The sequence below is a fragment of the Thalassomonas sp. M1454 genome (genome assembly GCF_007097525.1).
In the GTDB taxonomy this organism is placed as follows: Bacteria; Pseudomonadota; Gammaproteobacteria; order Enterobacterales; family Alteromonadaceae; genus Thalassotalea_A.
Genome location: NZ_VKDD01000001.1, coordinates 1 through 17840 on the forward strand (window position 1 = coordinate 1; position 17840 = coordinate 17840).

Genomic DNA, 17840 nt, shown 5'->3' on the forward strand with positions numbered 1-17840 from the left:
GTTAAGCCTGCCGCCAGCGTTCAATCTGAGCCATGATCAAACTCTTCAATTAAAAAGTGTTTTTGAATCAACAAGTGATTCGGCTCAATGAATTCTGAATTTGCTTAATCCGAAGATTAAGACTTTACATAAAACCATAACCAATCTTAAGAGCAAGTCCGAAGATTAATTAAGTCGTTTTGTGTGTTCATTCATCATTAAGTTAATTTGCTACTAAGTAGCTATGTAAAATCAACATCAATGTGAGTGCCCACACAAATTGCATGATAACTAATTGTTAAAGATGGCTACACGATGTAGTTATGCAAATCTGTTCATGGATGAACGTTTTGATTTGTACTTCGTATAGAAGAGCTGGTCGCATTCGCCTCGCTCTTTATCTTCAGGCCTTGCCCGAAGCGGATGCGCATTGTACGTCACCCAGTTTTAATGTCAACCTATTTTTTAAAGTTTTTGCTAGTATTTCTAAAAGCTATTTTAAAACGTTTGGTTGCTGTTATCTAAATCAATCAACTTAGTTAACTTATTAAAACACTGTCTTGGGTTGCCCCGAAGAAGTGGAGCGCATTCTATAGATTTAAGGCTGTACGTCAACACGTTTTTTAATTTAATTTGAAATTAATTGCTTTTCGGTCAATAAATCAGCAAAAGCGTTCAAAAACACGTATTAACATACATTTTTTTCACTTTTTATTAGCACAAAGTTATTCAATAGTCGTTAAACCTATTATTAAATTATCTACAGTTATCAATAAGCTCAAAATTTAATCGGCTTTTTTGAGTGATTTGAATTGCAGTTTGTTAAAATTTGGTTAACATAGGAATTGATTAGAATAATTTTATTAAAATAAAAATCAGGTATTTAAAATGAAATCTCCATTAATATTAACTTCGGTACTAGTCGCTTCAGGTCTTACCTTAGTAGGCTTCTTTAGTGCACCTCTTGTAAATTTAGACGCAACCGCTTTAGCAGTAGGCCTTTTTCTAGGTGCTTTACTATCTCCAATCATCATTAAAGCCATGTCTGGTACGGGTACATCGACAACGACTAGTGTTGAGATAAAAACATTATATGTCGGTAATCTTCCTTACCGCGCAAACGAAGGGGCAGTTCGAGAACTTTTTTCTGGCCACGGTACTGTTCACTCTGTTCGACTTATGAAAGACAAGCAAACAGGTAAGCGTCGTGGATTTGGTTTTGTCGAAATGTCTGCTCAAGATATAGATAATGCAGTTTCTTCTCTTAACGATACTGAGTTTCAACAGCGAACTTTAAAAGTACGTGAAGCAAAAGAAAGACCAGAGCCTGTACATAATCACGATTAAGCTTCAGCTTTAAACAAAAAAGGCCATTACTTATTTGAGTAATGGCCTTTTTAATTTCTATAGGTTAGTTAATGACTAACTATACTTCTCTCGCAATTGCTCGATAGGCAATATCAGTTCTAAATTGAACTTCTTCCCAGCTAATTTGATGTAATAACTCATAAGCTGCTTTTTGTGCTTCGGTAACTGTATTACCCAATGCTGTTGCACAAAGAACTCGGCCACCAGCAGTAACAATTTTACCATCTTGTTCAGCTGTACCGGCATGGAAGGTTTTGCGGTCTTTTAAGTCATTTAATTCTAAGCCAGAAATAACCTTACCTTTTGCATATGCATTTGGGTAACCACCTGCGGCTAAAACGACACCTACAGCTGGGCGTGGATCAAATTCAATTGTTGCTTTGTCTAATTGGCCTTTACACGCAAGTAAACATAAATCAGCTAAGTCTGATTTAAGTCGCATCATAATTGGCTGAGTTTCCGGATCACCAAATCGACAGTTATATTCGATCACTTTCGGTGTACCATCGGCATCAATCATTAAACCTGCATATAAGAACCCGGTGTATGGAGTTCCTTCTTTTGCCATGCCTTCAACTGTAGGCATGATAACTTCATCCATTATACGTTGGTGGATTTCAGGAGTAACAACAGGAGCAGGAGAATATGCCCCCATACCGCCAGTGTTTGGACCTTCATCACCGTCATAAGCACGTTTGTGATCTTGGCTAGTAGCAAATGCTAATACATTTTTACCGTCAACCATCACAATAAAGCTTGCTTCTTCACCTTCAAGAAATTCTTCGATTACCACACGATGGCCAGCGTCACCAAACGCATTACCAGCTAACATATCTTTAATTGCGCCTTCAGCTTCAGTCAAAGTCATCGCCACAATCACGCCTTTACCTGCAGCTAAACCATCCGCTTTAATAACAATTGGAGCACCTTGCTCACGTACATAAGCAATGGCAGGTTCAATTTCGGTAAAGTTTTGGTAATAACCCGTTGGGATATTATTACGAGCTAAGAAGTCTTTAGTAAAAGATTTTGAACCTTCAAGTTGCGCAGCTTTTGCACTTGGGCCAAAGATCATTAAACCTTCGGCTTGAAAAGCATCTACTACACCATCAACTAGTGGTTGCTCTGGACCTACAATAGTTAATCCAATATTTTCTTTTTTAGCAAATTCAATTAAGCCATCAATATTTCCTACTGAAATATTAACGTTTTCAATTTTATTTTCAGTTGTTGTGCCTGCATTACCAGGAGCAACAAATACTTTTTCTACTTGATTAGATTGCGCAGCTTTCCATGCAAGAGCATGTTCACGACCGCCACTACCAATAACTAAAACTTTCATTAATTTTATAATCCTATTTGAATTGACCGCTATTTAGCAGGTTTTACAAATTTTAAAGTCATACGATCACTTTCGCCTATAGCTAAGTATTTCGCTCTATCTTTTTCACCTAAACGCAATACCGGAGGTAAAGTCCAAACACCTCTTTCATGATCTGCACTATCTTTAGGGTTAGCATTGATTTCAGATGACGCTGCAAGTTTAAAACCAGCATCAGCAGCTAAATCAATTGTCATTTTCACCGGGAAATAACCGCTTTTTTTGTTTTCTTCCCAAGATTGTGAAGCTGGCATTCTATGTTCAACAACGCCTAAAACGCCACCTGGTTTAAGTGCTTTATAAGCATCAGCAAATACTTGCTTAACGCCAGCATCACCCCAGTTGTGCAAATTACGGAAAGTTAGTACTAAGTCAGCGCTACCTGCAGGAGCAAGTTCACTGGCAACTTTCGGTGTAAAATTAGTAAGTTTAACCTCACTGAACACTTCATTGCTGGCTAGTTTTTTTTCTAACTTACGGCGAGATTTTGAGTAATAATCATCTTTACCTGTATCTGGGTAGTGTGCACCATATAAGGTACCAGTACCTTTTAAAGCAGGTGCTAAGATTTCTGTATACCAACCACCGCCAGGTGCAATTTCGACAACAGTAGAACTTGGCTTTAATCCAAAAAATTCTAGAGTTTGTTGTGGATGACGATACTGATCACGAGACTTGTTTTTAGCAGAACGATGTTCGCCTGAAATAGCTTGTTCTAAAGACGTTGCAGCAAGAGCGGTATTGATACCAGCACTCATGGTAAAAGTTGCTAAAACTGTTGCAGCTAGTAAAGATTTGATTGTTTTCATTGTTATTTTCCCAAAACCTGATTGTTAAACAATCTATGTTATAGCAGATTTTTAAAAGAGAATCAGGCTTTAACCTGACTCTCTTTAAAAACGTTTCAATTGCTATGCTTTAGGTATTAGTGACGGAAGTGACGCATGCCGGTGAAGACCATGGCAATACCATGCTCGTCAGCAGCCGCGATAACTTCTTCATCACGCATAGAACCACCAGGTTGAATAACAGCTGTGATACCTGCTTCGCCAGCTGCATCTAAACCATCACGGAATGGGAAGAATGCATCAGATGCCATAACTGAACCAGCTACTTCTAAATTTTCATCCGCAGCTTTAATACCTGCAACTTTAGCTGAATATACACGGCTCATTTGGCCTGCACCAACACCGATAGTCATGTCATTTTTAACATAAACAATGGCATTTGATTTAACAAACTTAGCTACTTTCCAACAGAATAATAAATCACTCATTTCTTGCTCTGTAGGTTGACGTTTAGTAACTACTTTCAAGTCATCTAAACCAACCATGCCAGTGTCACGGTCTTGTACTAATAAACCGCCATTAACACGCTTTTGCTCAAAACAAGTAGTTTTAGTTTGCCACTGACCACATTCTAATAAACGAACATTTGGTTTAGCAGCAACAATTTTTGATGCCTCTGCAGAAATGCTAGGAGCAATAATTACTTCAACAAATTGACGAGAAACAATAGCTTCAGCTGTAGTTGCATCTAATTCACGGTTAAACGCAATAATGCCACCAAAAGCAGAAGTAGGGTCGGTTTTAAATGCACGCTCGTAGGCATCTAGAATATTTTCACCTAAAGCAACGCCACATGGGTTTGCATGCTTAACGATAACACAAGCAGGTTGGTCAAATTCTTTAACACATTCTAGTGCTGCATCTGTGTCAGCAATGTTGTTATAAGATAATGCTTTACCTTGTACTTGCTTAGCAGTTGATACTGAAGCTTCTTCAGGATTTGCTTCAACGTAAAAAGCAGCATCTTGATGTGAGTTTTCACCGTAACGTAAATCTTGTTTTTTAATAAACTGGCTATTGTAAGTACGAGGAAACTTAGTAGCACTCGCCTCTGCATCGCCGTGAGCAGGAAGCATTTTTCCGAAGTAGTTAGCGATCATGCCATCGTAGCTTGCCGTATGCTCGTAAGCAGCAATAGCTAAGTCGAAACGTGTTTGGTAATTTAAAGAACCATTGTTTGCTGTCATTTCAGCTAAAACACGATCATAGTCACTAGCATTTACAATAATAGTCACATCTTTATGGTTTTTAGCCGCGGCGCGAACCATAGTAGGGCCACCGATATCGATATTTTCAATCGCATCTTCTAAAGTACAGTCTTCATTAGCTACGGTATTAGCGAATGGGTAAAGGTTAACAACAACCATATCAATTGCATCAATATTGTTTTCTGCCATTACAGCTTCGTCCATATCACGACGAGCTAAAATGCCACCATGAATTTTAGGATGTAATGTTTTAACTCGTCCATCCATAATTTCTGGATGACCGGTGTGATCAGAAACTTCAGTAACAGGGATACCGTTTTCAGCTAATAATTTAGCTGTGCCACCTGTTGATAATAAATCGACACCTTGTTTAGATAGTGCATGAGCAAACTCAACAATGCCAGTTTTGTCAGAAACACTTAATAGAGCGCGTCTAATTGGGCGTGGAGTATTCATAGTTTTTCTATACCTTAAATGAAATATTGTTAATTTTATTGTTAGCTATATTGCCAACTTTTAAAAAAAGAAAAGCACCCGAAGGTGCTTTGTTTCGCAGGCGTACCTGCTCGTGTTTAGTTCATACCGTACTTTTTAAGTTTCTTGCGTAAAGTACCGCGATTGATACCTAGTAAGTTAGCAGCTCGGGTTTGGTTACCGCGAGTATATTGCATTACTTCTTCAAGCATTGGCGCTTCGATTTCTGATAATACAAGGTCATACATGTCATCAACATCGTTGCCGTTTAATTGTGATAAGTAGTTTTTAATCGCTACTTTAGCTTGGGTACGTAAAGGTGATGCCTTGGTCTGAGTTTGCAGGTCACCGATAACAAATGGAGAAGTAATATTTTGTTCAAACATATAGTTCAGACTCTTTCTAAGTTAATTTATCAAAAAATACATTTAATGCTGCAAGTTGCTCTTGTGGCTGCTCAATAGCATTAAATATGGAACGAAATTGTTTTCCTTGGTCGTGCGTTTGCAAATACCAAGATACGTGTTTACGAGCTATCCTTGTGCCCATAAATTCACCATAAAAATTATGTAACTCTTGCACATGAGCTAATAAAATAGCTCTAGTTTCAGCCATAGTTGGCGGAGCAAGATGCTCGCCAGTTTTTAGATAATGTGTAATTTCTCTAAAAATCCAAGGCCTACCTTGTGCTGCTCTACCTATCATTACTGCATCGGCATTAGTGTAATCTAATACCTGTTCTGCCTTTTCAGCAGAAGTAATGTCACCATTAGCAATAATTGGAATGCTCACTGCATTCTTTATTGCTTTAATGGTGTCGTATTCTGCATTGCCTTTATAAAAGTCATTGCGAGTACGGCCATGTACAGCTAACGCCTGAATTCCATTTGCTTCGGCGATTTTTGCTATTTCGACACCGTTTCGTGTATTTTCACACCAACCGGTACGAATCTTCAATGTTACTGGTATATCTACCGAGTTCACTACAGACTTTACAATTTGCTCAACCTGCAATGGTTCTTTTAATAACGCTGAACCAGCTAATTTTTTATTCACTTTCTTTGCTGGACACCCCATATTGATATCAATAATTTGGGCACCACTTTGCGCATTCATCTGAGCTGCAAAAGCCATTTCGTCAGGATCAGAACCAGCAATTTGTACTGACCTAATTCCTACTTCATCGCCATGTTCCATACGTAATTTAGATTTTCCTGACGCCCAAACCTTAGGATTGGATGACAGCATTTCTGAAACAGCCATACCCGCCCCTAATCGACAACATAATTGACGAAATGGTCGGTCTGTAATTCCAGCCATAGGGGCTAAAATCACATTATTGTCTAACTGATAAGAACCTATACGCACGTGATTGTTTTTTGAGCTCATCTTCAAAAGGGCGCTAAGTTTACGTGTTTTTTTTGAGAAATAAAAGCATATAATTTGAACAATTTTGTGTTTTTTTGTGCTTTTTAATATTGACTTTTATTGAAACTTATTTGAGCAAATAAAAAGGCTGTAAATAGCAATTATTTACAGCCTTATTTGTTCGGTAATTAACATCTAATCACATAGAAAATTATTTTACTTACGAGTTCCTGATAAACGCACCCATTCTTCTTGCACAGCGATAGGGTCCATATCACACCACTGCCCATAATTAGCTTGTAGTTCACTACCTTGCTCTTCAAGGATCCCTGACAAAGCTAATAAGCCGTTATCACCAACATAGCTCATGATCACAGGAGCAAGTTCACGAAGTGGCCCGGCTAAAATGTTAGCAACAACAACATCAGCTTTAAACTCTGGTTGGTCTTTAGGTAAATACAACTCTAATCTGTCTTCTACACCATTACGCTCGGCATTGGCTAAACTCGCTTGTAATGCTTGCGGGTCAATATCTATACCTATCACTTTTTTAGCGCCAAGTTTTAACGCAGCGAGTGATAAAATACCTGAGCCACAACCAAAATCAACAACCGTTTTGCCCTCTAAATCTAAAGAATCTAACCAAGTTAAACATAATGCTGTTGTAGGATGAGTACCAGTACCAAATGCCAAGCCAGGATCAAGCATAACGTTTACAGCTTCTGGCTCTGGCACTTCACGCCAGCTTGGACAAACCCATAATCGATTACCAAACTTCATTGGATGGAAGTTATCCATCCATTCACGTTCCCAATCTTTATCTTCTAATTGCTCAAGTTTATACTGCATATCAGCTTTATCTGGGTGGATACTCTGTAAATAAGCAATTGCTTTATCCATATCATGACTAGCATCAAACAAGCCCATCACCACAGTATTGTGCCAATAAAGCACTTCATCACCAGGAAGTGGTTCATAGATAGGCGTATCTTGAGCATCAATAAACGTTACCGCTTGCGAACCACAAGCCATAAGCCAATCACTATATTTTTCAGCTGTTTCTTCATTTGCAGCTAAGCGAAGCTGGATCCAAGGCATCTTTTAATCTCTATCTAAATATAAAGTTGAATATAATTGTCTGTAGTTTAACACTTCTTCACTAATAGGTTGTAATTCTTATAACTAATTCGTAAAAATTATTGTTGCTACTCTATGCAGGATCAAGGAAATAAATTAAGCTCGAATGGACTAAATCAGCAAAAAGGCGATATCAGTGGACTACTTTCCTATTTTTTTAGATGCAAAAAAACTCAATACGGTAGTAGTTGGCGGAGGTAACGTTGCTGCGAGAAAGATTGAGTTACTACTAAAAACGCCAGCTAAAATAACAATTGTTAGTCCTGAATTAAAAGCCAGTGTTAAAGCATTATTAAATAACCCGCAAGTGTGCTGGCAACAAGCTTTATATAATAAAGCGGTGTTAGCAAATAAACAGCTAGTGATTGCTGCTACCAACATTGAAGCAATTAACCAACAAATATGCACTGATGCAAACGAGTTAGGTATGCTTATTAATGTAGTTGATGATCCTGCACGATGTAATTACATCACTCCAGCAATCATAGATCGTTCGCCGATGATAATTGCTATGTCAAGTTCAGGTAATGCGCCTATTTTATTGCAAATGCTCAAGTCAAAAATTGATTTAATGCTACCGAGTGGTTACGGTAAATTGGCTACCTTTTGTGGAAAACATCGCTTAAAAATACAAAACGCAATATCGCAATTTTCACAAAGAAAAGCTTTTTGGCAAAATGCCTTAGAAGGTGAGATAGCTAAGCAAGTGCTAGCAGGTAATGAAGATAAAGCAGAACAACTACTAATCAACAATATTGCCACAACAAGTGCAATGCCAACAGGCAGCTTAACCTTGATTAAGGTATTCAATCAAAATCCCGATAATTTAAGCCTAATCGCTTATCAAAAACTTCAGCAAGCCGATACTATTTTCATTGCACAAGGTATTGATAATAATTATTTCGATTATGGTAGGCGTGATGCAGCTAAGCATCAGATGATTGACAAGCAGCTTATAGAGCAATTAATAAATCAAAATCAACAAGTCGTAATCGTTGGCAATGAACAGGAGCATTTTAAAACAAGCTCTTTAGCATTAACGACAATAATTTGTGGTAAGACCGTTGAGTAATTAATTTTATTTTTAAGCGGTTATAAATGTATCTTAATAGCCGCTTGTTCTTTCTTAGTCATTTTATTCACGACTAAGGTAAACGAATTATCAATTAACCGCTCTACTTCCCCCTGTGGTACTGAACCATCAAAATAAACACTAATCCAATGCTTTTTATCCATATGGTAGGCGGGCTTGATTGCGGGAAATATATCTTGCAGTGCTAAAGACTCATCCGGGTCACATTTTAAGTTAATCATATCTAGGTCATTATGATGACCTAATAAGGCGAACATTTTATTGTTAACCTTAAACACAGCGACGTCATCACCAAAAGGAAAACTTAGTGAGGTACATGGCTTACTAAGAAGGTAGGGTTTTAGGTTTAGGTGTGACATAGTACTGCGATGAAGACTCATCTTAAACTTTAATAGTATTTAATTCTTTTTCTAACCACTTAAGCGCTTTTTCTCTACCCATCTGCAAACCAGAAAATTCTTTAAGATTCCAACCATCATTAGCTCGTGTTTGGACAACGTCTTTGGTTTTAGCTACACCCTCTTTATTGTATGTTACGACAGCAATCGCAACTAAATTTTCTAAAGAGGCTATATGTAATTTAGCTTCGAAGGTATAAGAGTAGTTGTGTAATTTATTAACTAAAATTGCGAAAGGTTCGGTAAAATATTCTATTAGAAATTCATCATATTCTTCACACATTTCTAATGTCATCATAGTACCTTGATCAACAATGACTTCTGCAATATTGTCAGCAAGAATATTTATATAACCAAAGCTAAGCTCGTATCTCATAAAAACCTTATTAATTAAATTGTTTCTCAAACACTAGTACTTGATTTAGTTAATTCACTTTCTAACCAGCGAATTGCTTTACCACGTCCCATTTCTAAACCAGAAAAAGAATTAAGATTGATAGCGCTTACATCTTTATATTTAAAAAATTCATCAATGATAGCAATGTTTTCTTTTGAATAAGAAACAACTGCAATAGCAGATAAATCTTCAGTAGAGCCTGATAAAGCAATAGCTTCAGGAGTAAAGCAATAATTATTTATATTGTTTACTAAAACGGCATACGGTTTTTGTAAGTTGTCAGAGATAAACTCTCGGTATTCATGATACATATCAGCATTGACAACTGTATTATTATCAATGATCAATTCGACAATATTAGGTGTGGCTAAATTTAAATAGCCAAAACTTAATGTATAACGCATGACATATCCTTTTTTGATAATGGAGAATATACGCAGGCACATTATTTGTACAGAAATACAAAAATATCAATGAGTAACTCAAAGAAATTCCATAAAAGTTGAAGACCCCTCATCCGTGGGCAGTATCAGTTGAATTATTAGCGTTTAATTATATTTTTAATACATTATTTATAGATGACATTTTTATGAAATGCTAATTTTTTAACTGCTATTTGTTTATATTTCTATTATGTTATTGAAACTAAAACAATAAAACCTAGCTTTTCACAACGATTGATAAGTGGCACAATGAATAATAATAAAAATATCTTTAGGAAGCTCCATGCATCGCATTGCCGTACTGCTACTTAGTTTGTTTAGTTCGCTAGCTCTAGCGACAGAACAAGCACAACAAATATTTCAAGAAATGGCCCCATCTTTATATCAAATTAGGTTAATAGATAAGGCTACTTCAGAAAAATCATCGATAGGCTCTGGCTTTCAAATTAGTGAAAACGGTTATATCGCAACAAATTACCATGTTATTTCTGGTTATGCGCAGTATCCCGAAAAATACATTATTGAGTATGAAGATAGCTTAGGAAAAAAAGGCCAGTTAGATTTACAAACCGTAGATGTCATTAATGACCTTGCTATCGTGTTATTAGCTGAAAACCCGCAACCTCAACATTTTATTATTTCAGAACTTACGCCTGAAAAAGGTGAGGAAATTTATTCGTTAGGTAATCCCCACGACTTAGGCATGATAGTAGTACCGGGAACATATAATGGCTTAAAGAAAGAAGCATTTAATGATCGCATCCACTTTACTGGCTCGGTAAACCCCGGCATGAGTGGCGGACCTGTAGTAAATCGCTTCGGTGAAGTTGTTGGCATTAATGTGGCTTCTTCAGGTAACTCTATTGGCTTTTTAATCCCTCACGACAAATTAGCCAATCTAATTAATCAGTTCGATGCACAAGTAGAAAAAACCATTGATGAGCAAATTACTGAGCAGTTACAAGCAAATCAACAAAGACTTATTTCAGAAATAATCCAAGGAGACTGGCAAAGTAAAGCCTTTGCTGATGCCAACATTCCTGATGTAGGCGTTAATTATATCCGCTGTTGGGGCGATTCAAATGCCGACAAGCCCGACGCATTAATATTTAAAGCGGTAACCAACTGCCAAATGGAAGAGTATGTCTATATATCTGAGTCATTAACAACAGGTCAAATAGATATGGAGTTCCATTATTTTGCCGCACCTGAGTTATCTAGTTCTCGTTTTTATCAAATTTATCAAGCTCAAATTGCCCGTGCAAATACCGGTAACAATGTAAGCAAAGAAGATGTTACAGAATTTGAATGCCAGCATGATATTACTGGTTTAGAAAACCAATCGATTAAAAATAAATCTATCCTTTGTGTTCGTGCCTATAAAGAGTACCAAGGTTTGTATGATGTGATGTATATCGCAGCATCGGTAGATAAAAATAACAAAGCATTAGTAAGTCATTTTACTTTAGCTGGGGTTGAGAAAAAACTGTCTCAGCAGTTCAGTAAGAAATTTATGGAGTCAGTGACATGGAACTAATCATTGAAGAGATAAATAGAGGTAAAAAGCTTATTGGTCGTCACAAGTTTTTCACTAATGAGATACAAGTTGGCCGAGGTTATCATAATGACATGATCCTCAGCGATCCTCATGTATGTGCAAATCACATCAGCTTAAAGTGTGTTGATGACGAATGGTTTATTGAAGACCTTGGCTCCATTAATGGTACAACTATTGGCAAAAAAACTAAGATAACTCACCCTCAAAAAATCCAATCGGGTGATGTAATTGTGCTAGGTAAAACTCAATTACGCTTTATACTGCCTGCCCACCCTGTTGTTGCCAGTGTTAAGTTTAGCGCCGTTGAAAACGTTGTTGAAATGCTTGGCCGTTGGTCAGTTATTGCTGCTTTACTCGCTGTATTTACCGGTTTAAATGTTACCTTTATGTACTTAAACATGCCAACCAAGGAAGTAAACTATAACTCTTTATTCCTTTGGGGGTTTGGCCTAACATTAGCTTACTCTTTATGGCCACTGTTCTGCTCGTTAATGGCACATTTAAATAAACGAGAAACACGTATAAGTGATCAATTAGGTATCTCATTTTTAATCATTAATTTATTTTGGATAATTGATTTCTTAGAAGCCTTTTTAGGCTTTAATGGTTCAAGTGATTGGTCAGGTCAGTGGTTTACTTTGCTGCTCGCCATAGGCCTAACGTATGCAATGTTTTGGTTTAATTTCTATATAGCGTTTGAGCAAACTACAAAGCGTAGAGTTAAATTTGCTTTAGGATTAACCACATTTATTTATGGTAGCTTGTTTGTGTATGACTTAAGCAATCAACCAGAGTTTAAATCTTATCCGCTATATAACAGCACAATAATGTCACCAACTTTTGCTATTGCTAGCCCTATCAGCCCTGATGAATTTATTAGTAACAGTGATAGTTTGTTTAAAGCTGTAGATGAAGAAAGTAAGGAAGAATAGTAAGCCTTATATTAATTCTTTATCCCGATAAAAAAGGCCAATTAATTTTCATTAATTGGCCTTTAAATTTTTATCAGTAGTAACGTCTATGGGCGAGCAATAAAACCTACCGCGTCATAAACTGAAGTTAATACCTTACTAGCTTGTGCAGAAGCTTTTTCAGCACCTTCTCGCATCACGGTATTTAAGAATTCTTGGTCTTCACGATACTGATGGAACTTTTGCTGAATAGGCTCAAGCATAGCAACTACAGCATCAGCTACATCACCTTTAAGGTGACCATACATTTTATCTTCATATTGTGGCACTAAGCTTTCAATAGAATTACCGGTTGCACAAGATAACAATGACAGTAAGTTAGAAACGCCCGGCTTTTCAGCCACATCAAAATAAATATTTGCTTGTTCGTCTGAATCAGTTACAGCACGTTTAATCTTTTTAGTGATTTTTTTAGGGTCTTCTAATAAACCAATAAAGTTGCCTGGATTATTATCAGACTTTGACATTTTTTTAGTAGGCTCTTGTAAGCTCATAACTCTTGCACCAAATTCAGGGATGTAAGGATCTGGAACTTTAAAAGTATTGCCATAGATATTGTTAAAACGGTTAGCAATATCACGAGCAAGTTCTAAATGTTGTTTTTGATCATCGCCAACAGGCACTCTATCCGCTTGATAAAGTAAAATATCAGCAGCCATTAATACCGGATAAGTAAATAAGCCAGAGTTCATATTTGCTTCAGCTTTTTGTGACTTATCTTTGTATTGAGTCATACGATTTAGCTCACCCATTTGCGTATAACAATTTAGGATCCAACCTAACTGGCTATGCTCTGGTACATGTGACTGCACGAAGATAGTACTTTTTGTATGATCAACACCACAAGCTAAATACAATGCTAAACCATCAAGACAAGCTTTATGTAATGCTTTAGGGTCTTGGCGAACGGTAATCGCATGTAAATCAACTAGGGAGTAATAACATTGGTGATCATCTTGCATATCTACCCATTGGCGTAATGCACCTAGATAGTTACCTATAGTTAAATCACCCGATGGCTGACAACCACTTAACACGACTGGCTTGGTCATAATATTCCTTTGTACCTTTTAATACTGTTTACGTTAACTAATTGACCTTAAATTTGATCAATTATTACTTAGTAATTCTTGTTACTTTACTACTGTGCTACTTTACTTAATTCACTGCGCATATGGTCAATTGCAGCTTTGTAATCATTGGTTGAAAAAATAGCTGAACCGGCAACAAACATATCAGCACCCGCTTCGGCAATCTCTTTAATGTTATCGCCTTTAACGCCGCCATCAACTTGCAAGCGGATATCTCGGCCACTGGCTTTAATTTTTTCTTTCACTAACTTTAATTTTTCTAACGTTGATGGAATAAATGATTGTCCACCAAAGCCCGGATTAACTGACATCAACAAAATAACATCGAGTTTATCCATCACAAAATCTAATACTTGGATAGGCGTTGCAGGATTAAGCACTAAACCTGCTTTACAGCCATTGTCTTTAATTAACTGTAACGTACGGTCTATATGGTCACTTGCTTCCGGGTGAAAAGTAATAATATCAGCACCAGCTTTCGCAAACTCAGGCACTAAACTATCTACCGGTTTCACCATTAGATGCACATCAATAGGAGCCGTTATACCGTAATCTCGCAGTGCCTTACAGATCATTGGACCAAAGGTTAAGTTTGGCACAAAGTGATTATCCATAACATCAAAATGCACAACATCTGCGCCAGCAGCTAGTACCTTGGCGACATCATCACCTAAACGAGCAAAATCAGCAGACAAAATTGATGGAGCTATTAAAAACGAAGACATACGCTACCTTAAAATGGGTTCGTTATTTTAGGCGCTACTTTAACCAAATAAACACTTAAGTTGAAGTAACAAAGAGTAAAAAACTCAATTTCACGCATTTTACCTTAAAAACCAACGCACAAAAAGTAATCAATCCGCACCAACTAGGTGCATATGACATTTCGCAAACTTCCTATCAATCCATAAACAAATTCTTACAAGCCTTTATCTATGGGCATTTCAGCATAAAATTTAGTATTGGCACCCTGTTTGCAACTCTTAGTTCAGTAAATTTAAAACTTAAAATAAAAATTTAAATCAGGGAAACATTATGAAAAAAACATTAACTACCTCACTATTACTATCGACTATCGCTCTAGGTTCAACAGTTTCAACTTCAGCTTCTGCTATTGAAGGCATTGAAGGCTTAAGCGCTAACGTTGGTGTTGTATCGCAATACTTCTTCCGTGGTATCGCACAAACAAGTACTGCTTCAGCAAGTGCTGGCTTAGATTATGAAATGGGTAACTTCTCTGTAGGTACATGGGCGGCTGACGTTCAAGACGGTATCGAAATTGATTTTTACGGTGCATACAGTTTAGAAACTGACGGCGGTTTAGGTTTAAGTGCTGGTTTTACTTCTTACCAATACACAGGTGATTTTGACTCAGCTTACAACGAAGTTAACTTAGGTTTAAGCTACAGCTTTTTATCTGCTTCTTTTAACGTAGGTACACACGAAGAAGATACTGGTTTAGGTATCCCAGAGTCAGATTACTCATTCATCAGCGTAACAGCTGAATACGAAGGTTTTTACGCAACAGTTGGTACATGGGGTGAAGACTTTGACGGTGATTACGTAGAATTAGGTTACGGTACTTCAATTGGCGGTTTCGATATTGGTGTAGCACTACTATCTAACTCAGAAGAACTAGACCTTGAAACTGGCGAAGGTGAAGAATCATTAATCTTTAGCGTTGGTACTTCTTTCTAATACGCTTTTATAAATACTGAAAACCGCCACTGCTTGCAGTCGGCGGTTTTTTATTGTCTAAATTTTACTTGAATCAAAATTTAACATGCAGGTATAGTGCAAACTATTGTTAATAAGTTTTAAGTTGATAAAACATTGTCTAAAGCCTCTATAATTCCAAAACCAGTCGCCGAGTATGATTTACGTTTGCTTAGGATATTTAAAGCTGTCGTTGAAAATGGTGGCTTTGCCGCAGCTGAAAAACAATTAGGAGTTACTCGCTCCACAATCAGTATCCACATGACCAATTTAGAAGCTCGGATGCAATTAAAACTATGCGTACGCGGTAGAGGCGGATTTGCTCTTACTGAAGATGGACAAGCAGTTTATCATGCAGCGATTAGTTTATTCGATTCTCTTGATGACTTCTCATTGATTGTTGGTACTCTGGGGAAAGAGCTTAGTGGTGAATTAACTATTTTATGTTCAGATCAACTCGACAAAGAAAAACAGTTAAAGCTTGCACAAGTAATTCAACAGATCCACGACCAATCTCCCAACTTACATTTAGTTCTCGATACCGATTCAATCAACAATATCGAAAAATTACTGTTAAAAGATAAAGCTCATATCGGTCTTTTTCCAAGTTATCAAAGCATTGAAGGACTTAGTTATGAAAACATTCATAGCGAGCCTATTTATCTTTGTTGTGCAAAAGAACACCCATTTTTTAAAGTTAAAGACAGCGAAATAACTGCTGATGCATTAGCGAAAGCGCCAGCTATTCACCCTGGAATAGATATTGATAATGAAGGTCGAGAGCAGTTAAAAAAATTAAACTTAGCGGCTAAGGCATATCAATTTGATACTCGAAAATCGATGATTTTATCAGGGAGATATTTAGGTTATATGCCTCAAGGATACATTCAAAGAGAGTTAACCGAAGGTGATATACGCATTATCCAACCGCAAACATTAACCTATCAATTTGATTTATCTATGGTGCATAAAAAATTTCCAAGAGAAGTGGCTAAAGTTGAATTAGTGAAAGAAATAGTCAATAAGGTATTTAAAGACTAGCTTAATATCAGTAGACGTATAATAAAAAAGAGCAGCTAAATAGCTGCTCTTGTTGTATCAAAGTTTATAAAATATACGGTTAAGCAAGGCTATCAAACAATTGCTCAAATTTATCTAAGCCTTCATTTAGCAAGTCGTCACTTATCGTTAATGCTGGTAAGAAACGGATTACGTTACCGTAAAAGCCACAGGCTAAAAGTACTAAACCATACTCAGCAGCTTTGCCAATAATCGCTTGGGTAAGCTCTGCATTAGGTTGTTCCATATCACCATCTTTAACTAATTCAATCGCAATCATCGAACCCAAATTACGAACTTCACCAATAAGCTTAGGGTGCTTAGCTTGAATTGCAGTTAAACGCTGGTTAAATTGCTCACCAATTTGCGCTGAGCGAGCAACTAAGTTTTCTTCTTCAATAACATCAAGAACCGCTAATGCTGCCGCACAAGCAACCGGAGAGCCACCATATGTGCCGCCTAAACCGCCTGGTAAAGGAGCGTCCATAATTTCAGACTTGCCAACAACAGCAGAAATAGGGAAACCGCCAGCGATACCCTTAGCCATAGTGATAAGATCTGGTTCAACGTTGGCATATTCAAAGGCAAACATTTTACCAGTACGAGCAAAGCCCGTTTGAATTTCATCGGCAATTAATACAATTCCGTGCTCATCACATAAGGCACGCAGAGCTTGTAAAAATTCAGCAGGTGCTTGATAGAAACCACCCTCACCTTGAACAGGCTCAACAATAATTGCTGCAACATCAGTTGGCGCGATATCAACTTTAAATAAGTTTTCAATTGCTTTTAATGACTGTTTTACTGAAATATCATGACTTTCGATTGGGAACGGGGCATGAAAAATATCACCTGGGAATGGACCAAACAAATGCTTATAAGGGCTAATTTTACCAGTTAATGCCATGGTTAAATTAGTACGGCCATGGAAACCACCATTAAAGGCAATAACACCACGACGACCAGTATGAGCACGTGCAATCTTTACACAGTTTTCAACTGCTTCTGCGCCGGTAGATACAAAGATAGCTTTCTTTTCACTCTCCCCTGGAGCAATATCAGTTAGCTTCTCAGCAAGCTCAACCGCTACTTCGTATGGATTAACCATAACGCAAGTATGGCTAAACTTTTCTAATTGCTCTTTAACCGCGGCAACAACTTTTGGATGACTGTGGCCAGTATTACACACGGCAATACCTGTACCAAAATCAATATAACGCTTGCCTTCAACATCCCAGATCTCTGAGTTTACTGCTCGCTCTACGTACACTGGGTACATGTTACCTTGACCACGAGCGATTGCTTTTACTTTACGTGCTTGTAATTGTTGATTGTTCATTTTCATCTAACC

At 37.3% G+C, this 17840-nt stretch carries 18 protein-coding genes; 6 read left to right on the forward strand and 12 right to left on the reverse strand.

Going from position 1 to position 17840, the window contains the following annotated elements; genetic code table 11:
- Window positions 1-867 precede the first annotated feature (867 nt).
- Window positions 868-1326 carry an RNA recognition motif domain-containing protein gene (locus tag FNN08_RS00005; RefSeq protein ID WP_143582591.1) on the forward strand — a complete coding sequence of 153 codons (459 nt, stop codon included), beginning with the start codon at window positions 868-870 and terminating at the stop codon, window positions 1324-1326.
- Window positions 1327-1405: 79 nt separating this feature from the next.
- Here FNN08_RS00005 and purD read toward each other — a convergent pair whose 3' ends face one another.
- The 6 genes from purD to prmA form a co-directional block, all read right to left on the reverse strand.
- Entirely contained in the window at window positions 1406-2689 is a 1284-nt protein-coding gene (gene purD, locus FNN08_RS00010; RefSeq protein WP_143582592.1) for a phosphoribosylamine--glycine ligase, read from the reverse strand.
- Between the two features lie 29 nt (window positions 2690-2718).
- Window positions 2719-3537 carry a class I SAM-dependent methyltransferase gene (locus tag FNN08_RS00015; protein WP_143582593.1) on the reverse strand — a complete coding sequence of 273 codons (819 nt, stop codon included), beginning with the start codon at window positions 3535-3537 and terminating at the stop codon, window positions 2719-2721.
- Between the two features lie 116 nt (window positions 3538-3653).
- On the reverse strand, window positions 3654-5240 hold the full coding sequence (purH, locus tag FNN08_RS00020; protein ID WP_143582594.1) for a bifunctional phosphoribosylaminoimidazolecarboxamide formyltransferase/IMP cyclohydrolase: 1587 nt from the start codon (window positions 5238-5240) through the stop codon (window positions 3654-3656).
- Between the two features lie 116 nt (window positions 5241-5356).
- Window positions 5357-5644: a DNA-binding transcriptional regulator Fis gene (gene fis / locus FNN08_RS00025; protein ID WP_033075879.1), complete on the reverse strand. Its 288-nt coding sequence runs from the start codon at window positions 5642-5644 to the stop codon at window positions 5357-5359.
- A 16-nt stretch (window positions 5645-5660) separates the two neighbouring features.
- The gene (dusB, locus tag FNN08_RS00030; RefSeq protein ID WP_185962541.1) at window positions 5661-6626 is read right to left on the reverse strand and encodes a tRNA dihydrouridine synthase DusB; all 966 of its coding nucleotides are present in this window, start codon (window positions 6624-6626) and stop codon (window positions 5661-5663) included.
- 216 nt (window positions 6627-6842) lie between these two features.
- Window positions 6843-7724, reverse strand: a complete 882-nt coding sequence (gene prmA, locus FNN08_RS00035; RefSeq protein WP_143582596.1) for a 50S ribosomal protein L11 methyltransferase — start codon at window positions 7722-7724, stop codon at window positions 6843-6845.
- A 175-nt stretch (window positions 7725-7899) separates the two neighbouring features.
- On the opposite strand from prmA, the gene FNN08_RS00040 reads away from it, so the two are divergent.
- Window positions 7900-8835 (forward strand): bifunctional precorrin-2 dehydrogenase/sirohydrochlorin ferrochelatase, encoded by a 936-nt coding sequence (locus FNN08_RS00040; RefSeq protein WP_185962525.1) that lies wholly within the window; start codon window positions 7900-7902, stop codon window positions 8833-8835.
- Between the two features lie 20 nt (window positions 8836-8855).
- Here FNN08_RS00040 and FNN08_RS00045 read toward each other — a convergent pair whose 3' ends face one another.
- From FNN08_RS00045 to FNN08_RS00055, 3 genes are read right to left on the reverse strand one after another with little or no spacing between them, the layout of a single operon-like run.
- Window positions 8856-9215, reverse strand: coding sequence for an MmcQ/YjbR family DNA-binding protein (locus FNN08_RS00045; protein ID WP_143582957.1), 360 nt, complete (start codon window positions 9213-9215; stop codon window positions 8856-8858).
- A 22-nt stretch (window positions 9216-9237) separates the two neighbouring features.
- A complete protein-coding gene (locus FNN08_RS00050; RefSeq protein ID WP_143582598.1) occupies window positions 9238-9630 on the reverse strand; it encodes a hypothetical protein in 393 nt (130 codons plus the stop codon).
- Window positions 9631-9656: 26 nt separating this feature from the next.
- Window positions 9657-10055: a hypothetical protein gene (locus FNN08_RS00055; protein ID WP_143582599.1), complete on the reverse strand. Its 399-nt coding sequence runs from the start codon at window positions 10053-10055 to the stop codon at window positions 9657-9659.
- Between the two features lie 322 nt (window positions 10056-10377).
- On the opposite strand from FNN08_RS00055, the gene FNN08_RS00060 reads away from it, so the two are divergent.
- Together FNN08_RS00060 and FNN08_RS00065 are read left to right on the forward strand one after the other, a co-directional pair.
- Window positions 10378-11631 carry a S1C family serine protease gene (locus tag FNN08_RS00060; protein ID WP_143582600.1) on the forward strand — a complete coding sequence of 418 codons (1254 nt, stop codon included), beginning with the start codon at window positions 10378-10380 and terminating at the stop codon, window positions 11629-11631.
- Window positions 11622-12584 carry an FHA domain-containing protein gene (locus tag FNN08_RS00065; RefSeq protein WP_143582601.1) on the forward strand — a complete coding sequence of 321 codons (963 nt, stop codon included), beginning with the start codon at window positions 11622-11624 and terminating at the stop codon, window positions 12582-12584. The genes FNN08_RS00060 and FNN08_RS00065 overlap by 10 nt, the downstream gene beginning before the upstream one ends.
- An 86-nt stretch (window positions 12585-12670) precedes the next feature.
- On the opposite strand, the gene trpS is transcribed toward FNN08_RS00065, so the two are convergent.
- Window positions 12671-13675 (reverse strand): tryptophan--tRNA ligase, encoded by a 1005-nt coding sequence (gene trpS / locus FNN08_RS00070; RefSeq protein ID WP_143582602.1) that lies wholly within the window; start codon window positions 13673-13675, stop codon window positions 12671-12673.
- 89 nt (window positions 13676-13764) lie between these two features.
- Complete coding sequence (gene rpe, locus FNN08_RS00075) at window positions 13765-14439, reverse strand: ribulose-phosphate 3-epimerase (RefSeq protein ID WP_143582603.1); 675 nt, start codon at window positions 14437-14439, stop codon at window positions 13765-13767.
- A gap of 310 nt (window positions 14440-14749) precedes the next feature.
- Here rpe and FNN08_RS00080 point away from each other — a divergent pair, with 310 nt between their 5' ends.
- On the forward strand, window positions 14750-15412 hold the full coding sequence (locus FNN08_RS00080; protein WP_143582604.1) for a TorF family putative porin: 663 nt from the start codon (window positions 14750-14752) through the stop codon (window positions 15410-15412).
- 135 nt (window positions 15413-15547) lie between these two features.
- Window positions 15548-16471 carry a LysR family transcriptional regulator gene (locus FNN08_RS00085; RefSeq protein WP_143582605.1) on the forward strand — a complete coding sequence of 308 codons (924 nt, stop codon included), beginning with the start codon at window positions 15548-15550 and terminating at the stop codon, window positions 16469-16471.
- A gap of 79 nt (window positions 16472-16550) precedes the next feature.
- Here FNN08_RS00085 and gabT read toward each other — a convergent pair whose 3' ends face one another.
- A complete protein-coding gene (gene gabT, locus FNN08_RS00090; protein ID WP_143582606.1) occupies window positions 16551-17828 on the reverse strand; it encodes a 4-aminobutyrate--2-oxoglutarate transaminase in 1278 nt (425 codons plus the stop codon).
- Between the last annotated feature and the right edge of the window lie 12 nt (window positions 17829-17840).

Excerpts from the sequence above, each read along its gene's own strand:
- fis (WP_033075879.1), bottom strand. The coding sequence starts at position 5,644 with ATGTTTGAACAAAATATTACTTCTCCATTTGTTATCGGTGACCTGCAA.
- FNN08_RS00005 (WP_143582591.1), top strand. The coding sequence starts at position 868 with ATGAAATCTCCATTAATATTAACTTCGGTACTAGTCGCTTCAGGTCTT.
- purD (WP_143582592.1), bottom strand. The coding sequence starts at position 2,689 with ATGAAAGTTTTAGTTATTGGTAGTGGCGGTCGTGAACATGCTCTTGCA.
- FNN08_RS00050 (WP_143582598.1), bottom strand. The coding sequence starts at position 9,630 with ATGAGATACGAGCTTAGCTTTGGTTATATAAATATTCTTGCTGACAAT.
- FNN08_RS00060 (WP_143582600.1), top strand. The coding sequence starts at position 10,378 with ATGCATCGCATTGCCGTACTGCTACTTAGTTTGTTTAGTTCGCTAGCT.
- FNN08_RS00080 (WP_143582604.1), top strand. The coding sequence starts at position 14,750 with ATGAAAAAAACATTAACTACCTCACTATTACTATCGACTATCGCTCTA.
- prmA (WP_143582596.1), bottom strand. The coding sequence starts at position 7,724 with ATGCCTTGGATCCAGCTTCGCTTAGCTGCAAATGAAGAAACAGCTGAA.
- rpe (WP_143582603.1), bottom strand. The coding sequence starts at position 14,439 with ATGTCTTCGTTTTTAATAGCTCCATCAATTTTGTCTGCTGATTTTGCT.
- purH (WP_143582594.1), bottom strand. The coding sequence starts at position 5,240 with ATGAATACTCCACGCCCAATTAGACGCGCTCTATTAAGTGTTTCTGAC.
- FNN08_RS00015 (WP_143582593.1), bottom strand. The coding sequence starts at position 3,537 with ATGAAAACAATCAAATCTTTACTAGCTGCAACAGTTTTAGCAACTTTT.
- FNN08_RS00045 (WP_143582957.1), bottom strand. The coding sequence starts at position 9,215 with ATGTCACACCTAAACCTAAAACCCTACCTTCTTAGTAAGCCATGTACC.
- gabT (WP_143582606.1), bottom strand. The coding sequence starts at position 17,828 with ATGAACAATCAACAATTACAAGCACGTAAAGTAAAAGCAATCGCTCGT.
- trpS (WP_143582602.1), bottom strand. The coding sequence starts at position 13,675 with ATGACCAAGCCAGTCGTGTTAAGTGGTTGTCAGCCATCGGGTGATTTA.
- FNN08_RS00065 (WP_143582601.1), top strand. The coding sequence starts at position 11,622 with ATGGAACTAATCATTGAAGAGATAAATAGAGGTAAAAAGCTTATTGGT.
- FNN08_RS00055 (WP_143582599.1), bottom strand. The coding sequence starts at position 10,055 with ATGCGTTATACATTAAGTTTTGGCTATTTAAATTTAGCCACACCTAAT.